The sequence below is a fragment of the Pseudoalteromonas peptidolytica genome (assembly GCF_012641745.1).
GTDB classification, from domain to species: domain Bacteria; phylum Pseudomonadota; class Gammaproteobacteria; order Enterobacterales; family Alteromonadaceae; genus Pseudoalteromonas; species Pseudoalteromonas peptidolytica.
Map to the genome: position 1 here is coordinate 48215 of NZ_WEHZ01000018.1, position 12771 is coordinate 60985.

The window sequence follows — 12771 nt, forward strand, 5'->3', positions numbered from 1 at the left end:
GAGGCTGCAAGGGAGGTTGTAATTAATTAGCCGCAGTTTAGGTTAATTGAGTAAATTGCTCGGAAATCTACTAGATAAGGGACATATCATGCAAATATCCGCTTTACCAAAGTCGGCTAGACCGAGAGAAAAACTGATTAAATATGGCGCACAAGCGCTCAGTGATGCTGAGCTGTTGGCTATCTTCTTGCGCACCGGTATTCAAGGGTTGAACGCTATTGAGTTGGCTGAGTCCTTATTAGAACAACAGCAAACACTTCAATGTCTATTTAACGCGTCGTTGGAAGAGTTTTCTGCGTTAAAAGGGTTAGGTGTTGCAAAATATACCCAGTTACAAGCCGTGTTAGAGTTGAGTCGTCGCTATTTGAGAGAAGAATGTCAACGAGATACGGTGTTTCACAATCCCAGCGCGGTGCGCGAATACTTAACTGCTCAGCTGCGAGGACTTGGGCATGAAGTCTTTATGGTGCTTTATCTAGATAATCAGAATCGTTTAATAAAAGATGAAGTGTTATTTCATGGCACAATAAATAGCGCATCGGTGTATCCAAGGGAGGTTGTTAAAGCTGCGCTTAAGCACCATGCCGCATCGGTTATTTTTGCCCATAACCACCCATCAGGAGTGGCTGAACCAAGCGAGGCCGACAAACTTATTACCAACAAGCTGCAAAAAGGTCTGGGGCTAGTTGATATCAATGTGCTGGATCACTTAATTGTTGCAGGCAATCATTGTATTTCTTTTGCTGAACGAGGGCTTGTATAGGCAATGATATGACTTTGTTGTTGCGGGCATAAAATTTCAGGGGTTTTAGTGTTGTTTGGACTTTGCTCCTCAACTTTAACGCAGGTGTTGTAGAAATAAGTACAAAGTGGATGGCTAAGAGTGAAAATCAAACAACAAAAATAAATAGCTAGAAATGAGGAAAATAAGAATTTTGCTCGTTAAATCAGCATATTTGTATAAATTTTATAAATTAGTTCAATTTAAATGCAGTTTTTACTTTCCTCAAGGGCTTCGGATCATTATAATTGGCCGCTATCAAATTTACCCATGAGCTGATTTCAGTAGGATCAGATCCTTGATCTCTGCCTGTAGATACTGTATAAAGAGCGCCCTTTGATTTTACCTAGGGCACGCAGTTAAAAGGCCTTTAAGGGAAAATTAAGCTCGAGCGAAGTTATTGGAGATACATAGACATGTCTAAAGTCTGTCAAGTTACAGGTAAGCGCCCAGTGGTTGGTAACCACCGTTCGCACGCGCGCAACGCTACTAAGCGTCGCTTCCTACCTAACCTACAAACACACCGTTTTTGGGTTGAAAGCGAAAAGCGTTTCGTTTCTCTACGCACTACTACTAAAGGTATGCGTATTATCGATAAAAAAGGCATCGACGCGGTACTAGCAGATATCCGTGCTCGCGGCGAAAAAATTTAAGGAGCTTAAATCATGCGTGATAAGATCCGTTTAGTTTCTACAGCTGGTACTGGTTATTTCTACACTACCGACAAGAACAAGCGTAACATGCCTGAAAAAATGGAGATCAAAAAGTTCGACCCTAAGGTTCGTAAACACGTGATCTTCAAAGAAGCGAAAATCAAGTAATTCGTTTCAAGAATCAATAAAAACCCAGCCTCGGCTGGGTTTTTTGTTTTCAGCCAAACAATCCTTTGTTTAGTTGTTTAGTTGTTTAGTTGTTTAGTTATTTAGTGATAGCCGCCAAAGCTCGCCGCTGGGCTGGTTTAGCTGTGCAAAAACAATATCCCCATTTGCTAACACATCAAATTGACCAATGAAGCTTGAGGGCAGCGTTAGGTATTGTTTTTCTTGTTGAGTGTTGAGATCAAACTGCCAAATATGGTTATCTTTTTCATAGTATAATGCGTTGCCTCTTGGCCGCCAGTTTAACCAATTTCTAATCGCCACATCAGGAACAATAAGAGACTCTAGGCCTTCCTGTAGCTGCCAAATACCTGGTTGGCTAAACTTGGTGAAATAAATAGCATCACCATGTGCATAGCCACTGTATCCTCCCTTTGTGGTGAGCTGTTGGTGTTTGTCTGTATTTAAGTTGACTGACCATAATTGCCAACTACCTGAGCGTTCACTGCTGTAGATTATCTCATCATCATGTTTGCCATAGTTAGCAACGTAAGCTTTTAATTCGTCACTGATGACTTCAGTTACATGCTGTGATTTGGTATCAAATTGATAAATTGCATCTCGATACTCAAAGAGAACTTTTGAAGCATCATGATTAAGTGTAAAGCGTTGAAAATTAAAAGCATGTGGCAGTGGCGTAGCGACATTGGTTTGTGTGTTTGTATCGACAGACCATAAAGCTGAATCAGCACCATGATCAGAGATGTACCATACTTGTTGTGAGTGGTTTGCACGGGGCAGGCGGTTAAGTGCTTGGTTATTAACGACAGGCGTTATGGTGTTTTCTGATATATCAAAGAGTTTAACTGCACTCGTGAGCTTATATTGATTAAACAGCAGAGTATTATTGCTATTTAACAGAGCAATACTCTCTATAGGGGCTGTGAGTTTGTGTACCAATGTCACCGCTTTATTACCAACATTAGCACTGTAGATACTATTTGCATCAGTAAAGTACACTAATTTGCCATCAGCTGACCATGTTATCGATGACAAATGGTGAGGGAGCGCAATAGTTTGCTCAACAGTCATCTCTGGATAGCGATAAATCGTTAATCGGTGTTTATCTTCACCAAGGTACGTTGCAACACTAAGTTTGTCCTTTGCTTGAGACAAACTAAAAAGGTGGTCGCCTTTCAGGTTTCCTGTTGCTGGAGGGAGTGTAAGCTGGGTATGCCTACGAGTGTTGAGGTCAAAGCGGTAAAGTCCATAGCCACTGTGTATGTTAGTGCGCTTACGATAGATAAGCTCTTGATGGTTTCTACCCCAACTGAGTTTTATATTTTCTATTACTTGACAGGGGAATAGTGTCTGTGTTTTTTGTGCTGTTATATCTAGTCGTTTAACTGAACAGTTTTGTTCATCATCAATATAGGCAATGTATTTTGCATCTTGGCTCAGTGTTTGCGCTCTCAAATTACCACTCAATAACTGAATGTTTGTGCCATTACGGTTGAGCCAAAGCTCCGAGTATGGTGGAGAAATTGGATGCAGATAGCTAAAGCTCTTTGATAATGGTGCGCCACTTAATTGTAATTCAATACCATTTTGACTAGTCAACTTGTGTGGAACGAGAGGCGAGACGTTTGGTTGTGCTTGAAAAAAGTAAGCTACGAATAGCGCTATACAAATACTAAATATGAATGTAGCCGCTATTAACGTAATATTTTTGCGGCTCGAAACCGTAGGAGTTACATCTTTGTGTAACTGCGTAACCGCAGGTACGAGCCGATATCCAAGTGTTGGAATGGTTTCAATATATTCATTTTGTCCATCTAACTTATTGATATGTTGACGTAATGTAGAGACCGCTTTATTTACGGCGCTTTCTGTAACAATACGCCCCAGCCATACTTTTTCTATTAATGTATCGCGGGAGACAACATCACCACCGCCTTCAATTAAGGTGAGTAGTAATGAATAAGGTTTAGGCTCAAGCCTGATAGTATTCGTGCTATTTGTCAGCGTACGATTAACAGTATCAAACTGAATTGCTGCAAACTCATAGCGCATCTCTTTTTATCCCCTTGATTTTATTATTTATATTTTATGGTAATGAATTCGTCATGACGATTTCATATTAAATCGTCGCGCTTTATCCCGTGGTAGTTAGAGTACAGGAAAACGATAAAATAGGAATGACCAACATGACAAGTAACCTTTTTTTACCACGGGTGTTAAGCCTTACGCTAGCTGCATTACTTGTTGGATGTGGCGGTAGCAATCACATTAATGATGAAGCGCCAGTGAGTAATGGTAATGATTCAAAGATGGTTGGTGGTTTTGAACAACATGAAGTAAATGAGCGTTTCTACTATATGAAGCCAGTCGAAAACACCAATAAAGCGTATAAGTTACTATTTGCTTTTCACGGCTCTGGAGGGAACAGTCAAGGTATGGCTGCGATGACCAAACTGCATGAACAAAGTGATGACTACTTAGTGGTTTATCCAAAATCAAAAAATGAAGAGTGGAATGAAGGCTGCCGTTGTAATAAAGCAGATCGCTTAGGTGTGGATGATCTTGGTTTTGTAGATGACATGATTGCTGAACTTAAAGCCAAATATCAGCTAATTGATGGCGAAATTTATGCCACTGGTTTTTCTCAAGGCGGGCTCTTTGTACAAAACTTATTATGTAATCGCTCTGAGGTCTTTAATGCAATCGTGACCGTTGGAGCACCCATGTCATATCAGCTAGGTGATAGCTGTAGTTTTGATACACCTACACATTATCGTATTATGCATGGCAAGGCGGATACAGTGTTGCCATACACCGGCAGAAGTCATGCTAATTTTGGTCTACTCTCATCACCACAAGCGATCAAGATCATAGGTAACTTGAACTATGACTCAGCACTTTCTACAGATAAAAAAGTAGAGCAAGGCGTCACGTTAACTTATTATCCAAACCGTGCTATTCAAACGGAGCTTATCAGTGTTGATGGAGCTGGTCACAGCTGGAACCTTTCGCCAATAAACACAACTCAATCAATCATGGAGTTTTTTGAAAAAGCTAGTAAGCATCCGCTTCCACAAGGTTCTGATCTTATTGCTATTAATGAAGACTACTACCATGTGCGGAATGTAACACCGCAAACAGACAAGCCAACCGTGGTGATGCTGTCAGGAGCCAATTTACACTTTCATAGTGATAGCGCATGGTTTGCACTGCTACAACCTTACTTATCAACACAGTTTAATGTGTATGTGATTGATAGGCTTGGGCAAGGGCTTAGTAGTAACACCAGCGCACCGTCAATGCAAAAGTTTGCAACGGATCTTCCAGTGCTATTTGAGAAGCTTGATTTGAGCAATGTGCATTTGGTGAGTTTTGCTAATAGCAACTCTGTACCGCTTATTGCTATGCAACAGTCGGAAGACTTCAAACAAAAGATTGCCAGTATGTTGTGGATGGATCCGGACATTTTATTACCGCACTCAATTGCACAGTATCAGGGTTACCCTGTTGATATTTATCGCGAGTGGGGTCAGCATTTGATAGACCACGTGAGTGCAGGAAAGTGGCAGGAAAAAATGAATGGCAAAATAGCTGAGGAGCAGGCGCATGTAGAGTCTTTGCTAGAAGAAAGTGAGTTTGCCCAGCATATGGATTGGGATTACTTCAATCAAATCATGCAAACACGTTATAGTATTGAGGCTCAACTTATCCGAGTAAATGAAATGATGAACTATCATGACGATCTGGAGTTAGTGAGAAACTGGCAACCAGATAGCAGTATTCCAATTACCGTGATCGATAGTGAGTTTGAACAGTTAGATATTGAAAAAGCAGAAACAGAAGAAGCCAGAGCGGGTTTGATTAAGTGGGAAGCCGAAGGTCGAAAATGGTCTCAAGAAGTCGCAGAAATAAGCGGAGGGCAATATTTGCCAATAACCTCTACAGAGCACTTGATCCCGCTCACTCACCCTGAGCTTATTACGCAAGCACTGATCGAGCTGTCTAACCGATAACATCTGACATAGTGCCCAGCGCTAATCCATACTAGTTGACGTTCATCGTCACTTCCCCCCAAGCCCAAATATCCTTATTTGGGCTTTTTTAGTTGAGTGCGTACGAAATGGTGCTGACGATTAAATAGTGTCATTTTTGATTGCTTATAATATAAAAAGGGCTGGTTCATTATAGCCCCCAGTTTAGATTGTAAGCTTTTATATAGTTATCCGTGCGTTACTTCAAGAGACACTAATCTTATGTAACTTGAACTCGGGGTCAGAAATGAGTTAATCAACTAAATTACCTAAGCTCAACAGGTGTAATATCACACTAGCCAAAAGTTGTTTTTTAATATCAGGCAACTTGTGCGTCAATAGCTGGTCTATTACAAAAAAATTTAAGGCAGTAGTAAGGGATAACAGCTGCAAGAAAACAAGTTATTATCCCGAGTTCACGGTATTTAGAGGGTGCTAACATCTACCGTCAATGTGGCTAGATGGTTGACTAAATCAGGATCATCGCTATCAGACTTTGTTCCACCTAAATGTTTTGCAAAAAAGCGTTCCATGGCGATGATAGAAGCCAGTTTATTGTTGTGTTGAATAAAACCATGCCCCTCGTTTTTCGCTAAGATGTATTCAACAGGCAATTGAGCGTTGAATAATGCTTTAGCAATTAATTCAGACTGTTCCTGTGGCACTCTTGGATCATTTGCTCCTTGAATTAACATAATTGGCGCTTTAATGTTGTCGATAAAGTTGATGGGAGAGCGTGCAGCCATGTCCTTTCTATCAGCCTCAATTGCCGGATCACCAATCGCAGCGTAGAAGTTGCCTAAATATGGTCTATATGCCTCAGGGAATGACGCCATAAATACATTAAGATCAGAAGGCCCTACATATGAAATAACGGCTTTATATAAATCTGGTGTAAACGTCGCTCCCGCTAATGCAGCAAAGCCACCATACGACCCTCCCATAATACCAACACGATTTTTATCTGTGATGCCCTGAGCAATAAGATAATGCACGCCATCAGTAATATCTTGCTGCATTGAACCTATGCCCCACTGTTTGTTACCTGCGCTAGTAAAATGTTTACCAAACCCTGTTGAGCCCCTGAAATTAGGCTGTAGAACGGCATAACCTCTGTTGGCAAAGTAATGTGCAATAGGAACAAAGTAACCACTGCTAAATTCCCATTTATCTCTAACCCAAGGGCCGCCATGTGGCAATACAATTGTGGGAAGTGTGGTGTTAGCATATTTAGGCAATGTTAGATATGCTTGGATTTTTGTGCCATCTGTTGCGGTATAGTTTATTGACTGTCTTGTACCTAGCTGCTCAGGGTCAAACGAAGGTTCTGGATTTAGCAGGCCAATAAGCTGATCAGTATTTGGGTTAAATACAAATTGTTGGTCTGGCTTATTGGCATACTTTGCGGTGATATGCCAATGTCCAGTTTTACCTTCTATTTGTTCAACGTGTATGTCTGCGTCTGCTCAGAAATGTGAAGTAATACGAGATAGTATAGATGCTGCACTTTCAGTGAGCGGGTAGTTTCTTAGCCTCGAATCATAATATGCCGCGATAAGAGGTTGCCCATCATCTTGTAAAATAACATGGTATAAATCTGAGTTATTGAGCGGATCACGATGTAGCGTGTGTAATATATTTGTACCGAGATCAAGCTCAATAAGTTCTTGCTTATCTCGCCCTTGGATGCTGCCTGACAGTACTGCGGTATGCTTTGGTTCGTTATAGCCAATAACTTCAACTTGTTCACCAGGTTGTGTGCGCAAAACCTGTTGCCATGATTGCTCTTCTTTTTTGTATAAAGTCATAGAACTATCATTGTTTAAAACGACACCCACCATAATTTCTCCGGCGCGATTTAATATCGCCTTGCTAAACTTCAGCTCATTGGGATCGATCAGCGTCATAGTGTGGGTTTTTGTGTCTAGCTGGTACAGGCTGTATGTATCACTTTGTAGCAGGTTTGCAAATACAGCCAGCTTGTTTGAATTATCGTGGAGCTGTTTTGCAAGAATGTAATTTACATCTTCTTTGTTCGTTAGGTTTGTAATTATTATACTATTTTTAAGATTATTAGGATTGAACTGAAGCGTGAAGATTTGTTTGTTTTCATTGCCCTCGTGATCTTTGCTAAATATGATCTCATTCGTATGGTGAGACCATACGAAATTATCTACAGAATCTGTTAGGTTGGTGATTGGTTTAGCATCAGAGAGATCCCCCCCTTTGCGTACTAGATGAATATTATTCGCACCATTGTGCGGTTGAAGAAATGCAATCCATTCACCATCAGGTGATAGCGATACACTTTCCATTGTTTGCTCACTAAATAGATCTTTTAACGCGATTAACTGAGTTTGCGTTTGAGCAACGGTATGTATGGTTTTTTGTGTAAATGAACCAACTTGACAACCACTTAGGGATAGCCCTGCAAGGACAAGTGAGCTGATAATTGTCGTTTTTACTTTTATTAAATTGTATTTCATATTGGCTACTCCATTTTTTCTAAAATTATCATTACATGATTTTTAATTATTTTAAAACAATAATTCATTGTTGTTTTTTGATGTTTTTTTCTGTGTGGTATAGTACGCCCTGAGCATGAGAAATGAGGAGCTGACATGTCTATCACTTTGGATATGATTCAAAGAAGAAGTAAATTTATCCGCGTGGGAGTACTATCTACTACAGCGATAGTACTGATATTTCTGGCCTACGAGTTGGTATTCAATCATCGTGTCAGTTACTATGACAATGCTCTGTTTGATGAGTTATGGCAGTCTGATAAGGTTAATAATGTTGCTCTGTTTCTAGCTACGACTCCAATATTGTTCCTTGCATTGGCGGGGGTCCATTTCATTACTCGATTGCTAAAGTATTTTGAGCAAGGATACTTTTTTACTCGAGAGTGTTTGTCTTGCTTTATCTATTTCATCATTACTGAAGTGTTGTCGATATTTTTCGTCAGTGCACTGAGCGTTATCTTTGCATACTGGCATGATGCTTACTTTGAGCACACAACCCTTGTCCTGTCATTACAATTTGGTGAGTTGGTTACGCTTAGTATTTTAGCGACGGTTGCTTATCTGCTGCGCGCAGCGCAAGAGATCAGTGATGAAAACAAGGAGTTTATTTAGCGATGGAAATTGTTGTGAACTTAGATGTGGTCATGGCCATGAGAAAGGTCTCATCCAAAGAGCTAGCAAAAGAAATCGGCATCACAGAAGCGAACTTATCGCTGTTAAAGCGCGGTAAAGTCAAAGGCGTTAGGTTTGAAACACTGGCCCAAATTTGCAATTATTTGGACTGCCAACCGGGCGATATTCTAGAATTTAAACCTTAATCTGTTTATGTGTTTGCATTCGCTGTTTTGAATACCGACATGCTAAGTGTATCTATCTAAACGGGTAAATAAATAAGAGACCTAGTTTAAACAAAAAACGCGAGTTACTGGTTAACTCGCGTTGATTATTTAGCCTTAATGATTAAATTATGAGGTTACCTCATAGTAACAAACTCCTCGGAGCCGGTTGGGTGTATCGCGACTACCGAGTCAAAGTCTGCTTTGGTTGCGCCCATTTTCATGGCAACGGCGAAGCCTTGGATCATTTCATCTACCGCAAAACCGATACCATGCAGGCCAACAATTTTCTCTTCTTTACCCGCACAAACAAGTTTCATACGACATGGCTGGCGATGCTGAGTAACCGCTGTGTACATTGCAGCAAAGGTAGAGGTATAAACCTTGATATTGTCTTTGCCGTATTTCTCTTCGGCTTCTGGCTCGGTTAGACCAATGGTACCAATTGGCGGGTGGCTAAAGACGACGGTAGGGACTAAGTCGTAGTCCATTTTGGCATTTGGCAATTCAGGATTAAATAGGCGCTCAGCGAGCATTCTTCCCGCTTTTACGGCAACTGGAGTCAGCTCTATTCCACCATCCATAATGTCGCCTAAGGCATAAATACCTTTAGCTGTGGTGTTTTGCCACTCATCAACTTTAATATGGCCACTAGGTGTTGTTTCTACATCTGTTGCGGCAAGATTGATAAGATCAGTCATGGGCTCACGACCAATCGCCCAGATCAGTGTGTCTACGGTATATGATTCACCATTTTCAAGGTGTAAGGTGACTGAGCCATCTTCTTCTTTGGTGACAGATTTTGGTGTTGCGTGGGTATGTAGTGTAGGCCCTTCTTTTTCCATTACCTCAGTTAATGTTTCAACTAAGATGGGATCAAAGTTACGCAGTGGAGCGTGCTTACGAACAAATAAGTGTGTTTCAGTGCCTAAGCTATGTAATACACCTGCAAGCTCTACTGCAATATAACCTGCGCCAACAACCGCAACGCGACGAGGCTGCTCTTTAAGCTCAAAAAAACCATTAGAATCGATGCCATGCTCAGCACCTGGAATATTTGGAATGGTTGGGCGGCCGCCTACGGTGATATTGATATGGTCAGCAGTATATTGCTCGCCGTTGACTTCAATAGTGCGGTTATCGACGAATTTAGCAAAGCCATTGATCACGGTAACGCCATTTTTGGCAAGGTAGTTGTTATAACCTTGGTGGATCCGACCAATGTAGGCTTCTCGGCTTTCGACAAGTTTTGCCCAATCAAAATTCTTTAGTTCAACATCAAAACCATAATCTGGAGCGTATAACTTAATTGCTTCTGCAACTTGAGCACCATGCCACATCGCTTTTTTTGGTACACAGCCCACGTTTACGCAAGTGCCGCCTAAATGTTTTGCCTCTATTAGTGCAACTTTAGCACCTCGCATCGCTGCTCTGTTTGCAGATGCTATTCCGCCGCTACCACCGCCGATCGCGATATAGTCAAAATGTTGAGCCATAAAAATTCCTCGCCAATTATTTATTTTGCTTAAATCCTACTACTTTATATTAAGTAAATAGAAAAAGTGCACACCTGTAGACCGATATTAAGCAAAAATCTGTTCAGATACTTGTAAATGCGGCCTAACACCCTTATTTCAACCTTAATATTAGATTAGAAGATAAAGAGCGTGCCCATGAGTAACCCATTAATCGGGCTAGAAGGATTGCCCCCTTTTTCGAAAATTAAGCCTGAGCACATTGTTGAAGCATTAAAGGCTGCAATTGCGCATTGCCGTGAGACCATTGATGTTATCTTAACGCAGCAAAACATCACTTGGGATAACTTTGTTGTACCTTTAGAAGAGGCTGACGATAAACTCAATCGCGTGTGGTCGCCAATTTCACATATGCACTCGGTGGTTAATTCAGAAGCGTTACGTAAAGCCTATGATGAATGCTTGCCTTTAATTTCTGAATATTCAACCTATGCAGGACAGCACCAAGGGCTATATAAAGCCTATGCGGCATTAAAAGAGTCTGAAGAGTTTGAGCGCCTGACTACAGCGCAGAAGACAACCATAGATAATGCCCTGCGCGATTTCCAGTTATCAGGTATTGCATTGGGATCACAACAACAAAAACGTTATGGTGAAATTGTTGCGCGGTTGTCAGAGTTGGCTTCAAAATTTGGAAATAATGTCATGGATGCAACCCAAGCATGGCATAAGCAAGTGACAGACAAGGCGCTGCTAACTGGGTTGCCTGAGTCCGCACTTGCGCTTGCAGCACATACTGGCGAAGCAAAAGGATTGGATGGTTGGGTATTTACCTTAGACATTCCTTCTTATTTGCCAATAATGACATATGCAGATAACCAAGCGCTTCGTGAAGAAGCTTATCGTGCGTTTGTAACACGCGCCTCGGATCAAGGGCCAAATGCTGGCGAGTTTGATAACTCAGCGATTATGCACGAGGCGTTAACGCTTCGACATGAACTTGCTCAATTGCTTGGCTTTGCTAACTTTGCAGAAAAGTCACTGGCGACAAAAATGGCAGATAGTCCAGCTCAAGTATTTGAATTTTTGAATGACTTGGCCGTCAAATCAAAACCTCAGGCAGAGCAAGATGTTGCCGAATTACGCCATTTCGTTCACCAAGAGTATGGCATTAGTGAATTACAGCCATGGGATTATGCGTACTATAGCGAAAAGTTAAAACAAGCGAAGTACGCCATTTCTGATGAAGCATTACGACCGTACTTCCCTGAAGCAAAAGTGCTTTCAGGGCTATTTGAGACGGTTAACCGACTGTTTGGTATTCGCGTAACGGAAGTTGAAGGCGTTGATGTTTATCATTCGGACGTACGTTTTTTTGAAATATACGATGCCCAAGATCAACTACGTGGTCAGTTTTACCTAGATCTCTATGCCAGAGAGCATAAGCGTGGTGGAGCGTGGATGGATGACTGCATGGGTCGTAAGCGACGTTCAAACGGTGAATTACAGATCCCTGTTGCTTATTTGGTATGTAACTTTAATAAAGCGGTGGGTGATAAACCTGCACTATTTACCCACAATGAAGTCACGACTTTATTCCATGAGTTTGGTCATGGTATTCACCACATGCTAACCCAGATAGATACGGCACCGGTAGCAGGTATTAATGGTGTGGCATGGGATGCGGTTGAGTTACCTAGTCAGTTTTTAGAAAACTGGTGTTATGAGGAAGAGGCGCTAAACTTTATTTCAGGTCATTATGATACGGGTGAGCCATTACCAAAAGAGCTGCTTGATAAGTTATTGGCAGCTAAAAACTTTCAGTCTGCTATGCAGATGTTACGTCAATTAGAGTTCTCATTGTTTGACTTTCATATTCACGCAGACTTCGAGCCAAACAAGCGATGTCAGATCCAAGCTACTCTTGATGATGTGCGTGCGCGAACGGCAGTGGTAAAAGCGCCAGACTTTAACCGCTTCCAGCATAGCTTTAGCCATATTTTCGCTGGTGGTTATAGCGCAGGTTACTATTCATACAAGTGGGCTGAAGTACTCTCTGCGGATGCGTTTTCTAAATTCGAAGAAGAAGGTATTTTTAACCCCAGCACTGGCCGTGAGTTTATGCAGCACATATTGGAAAAAGGGGGTTCTGAATCCCCTATGGTGTTGTTTACTCGTTTTCGAGGTCGGGCACCTACTGTCGATGCACTGCTGCGTCACAGTGGTATTGCAGCGTAACAATATTTCCATTCTAGGCGCCTTCATTTGAAGGCGTTTTTTTGCA

General features: G+C 41.4%; 11 protein-coding genes. 7 read left to right on the top strand and 4 right to left on the bottom strand.

Annotated elements, in window-relative coordinates; translation table 11 throughout:
- Nucleotides 1–88 precede the first annotated feature (88 nt).
- The 3 genes from radC to rpmG all read left to right on the top strand — a co-directional run bounded on the left by radC (nucleotide 89) and on the right by rpmG (nucleotide 1602).
- Nucleotides 89–763 carry a RadC family protein gene (gene radC / locus F9Y84_RS12935; protein WP_125251127.1) on the top strand — a complete coding sequence of 225 codons (675 nt, stop codon included), beginning with the start codon at nucleotides 89–91 and terminating at the stop codon, nucleotides 761–763.
- Nucleotides 764–1197: 434 nt separating this feature from the next.
- On the top strand, nucleotides 1198–1434 hold the full coding sequence (gene rpmB, locus F9Y84_RS12940) for a 50S ribosomal protein L28 (RefSeq protein ID WP_099643122.1): 237 nt from the start codon (nucleotides 1198–1200) through the stop codon (nucleotides 1432–1434).
- A gap of 12 nt (nucleotides 1435–1446) precedes the next feature.
- Nucleotides 1447–1602, top strand: a complete 156-nt coding sequence (rpmG, locus tag F9Y84_RS12945; protein WP_010364212.1) for a 50S ribosomal protein L33 — start codon at nucleotides 1447–1449, stop codon at nucleotides 1600–1602.
- A 93-nt stretch (nucleotides 1603–1695) separates the two neighbouring features.
- Here rpmG and F9Y84_RS12950 read toward each other — a convergent pair whose 3' ends face one another.
- Entirely contained in the window at nucleotides 1696–3672 is a 1977-nt protein-coding gene (locus tag F9Y84_RS12950) for a winged helix-turn-helix domain-containing protein (RefSeq protein ID WP_147389058.1), read from the bottom strand.
- Between the two features lie 134 nt (nucleotides 3673–3806).
- On the opposite strand from F9Y84_RS12950, the gene F9Y84_RS12955 reads away from it, so the two are divergent.
- Nucleotides 3807–5633 carry an alpha/beta hydrolase gene (locus F9Y84_RS12955; protein ID WP_147389057.1) on the top strand — a complete coding sequence of 609 codons (1827 nt, stop codon included), beginning with the start codon at nucleotides 3807–3809 and terminating at the stop codon, nucleotides 5631–5633.
- A 443-nt stretch (nucleotides 5634–6076) separates the two neighbouring features.
- Here the strand turns inward: F9Y84_RS12955 and F9Y84_RS12960 are convergent, their stop codons facing one another.
- Both F9Y84_RS12960 and F9Y84_RS12965 read right to left on the bottom strand, forming a co-directional pair.
- A complete protein-coding gene (locus tag F9Y84_RS12960) occupies nucleotides 6077–7105 on the bottom strand; it encodes an alpha/beta hydrolase family protein (protein WP_147389056.1) in 1029 nt (342 codons plus the stop codon).
- A gap of 12 nt (nucleotides 7106–7117) precedes the next feature.
- Nucleotides 7118–8137 carry a TolB family protein gene (locus F9Y84_RS12965; protein WP_147389055.1) on the bottom strand — a complete coding sequence of 340 codons (1020 nt, stop codon included), beginning with the start codon at nucleotides 8135–8137 and terminating at the stop codon, nucleotides 7118–7120.
- 135 nt (nucleotides 8138–8272) lie between these two features.
- On the opposite strand from F9Y84_RS12965, the gene F9Y84_RS12970 reads away from it, so the two are divergent.
- Nucleotides 8273–8788, top strand: coding sequence for a hypothetical protein (locus F9Y84_RS12970; protein ID WP_147389054.1), 516 nt, complete (start codon nucleotides 8273–8275; stop codon nucleotides 8786–8788).
- A 2-nt stretch (nucleotides 8789–8790) separates the two neighbouring features.
- Nucleotides 8791–8994 carry a helix-turn-helix domain-containing protein gene (locus F9Y84_RS12975; protein ID WP_128726032.1) on the top strand — a complete coding sequence of 68 codons (204 nt, stop codon included), beginning with the start codon at nucleotides 8791–8793 and terminating at the stop codon, nucleotides 8992–8994.
- A gap of 155 nt (nucleotides 8995–9149) precedes the next feature.
- On the opposite strand, the gene gorA is transcribed toward F9Y84_RS12975, so the two are convergent.
- On the bottom strand, nucleotides 9150–10508 hold the full coding sequence (gene gorA, locus F9Y84_RS12980; protein WP_147389053.1) for a glutathione-disulfide reductase: 1359 nt from the start codon (nucleotides 10506–10508) through the stop codon (nucleotides 9150–9152).
- Nucleotides 10509–10685: 177 nt separating this feature from the next.
- Between gorA and prlC the strand changes: the two genes are divergently transcribed.
- The gene (prlC, locus tag F9Y84_RS12985; RefSeq protein ID WP_147389052.1) at nucleotides 10686–12725 is read left to right on the top strand and encodes an oligopeptidase A; all 2040 of its coding nucleotides are present in this window, start codon (nucleotides 10686–10688) and stop codon (nucleotides 12723–12725) included.
- Nucleotides 12726–12771: the final 46 nt, after the last annotated feature.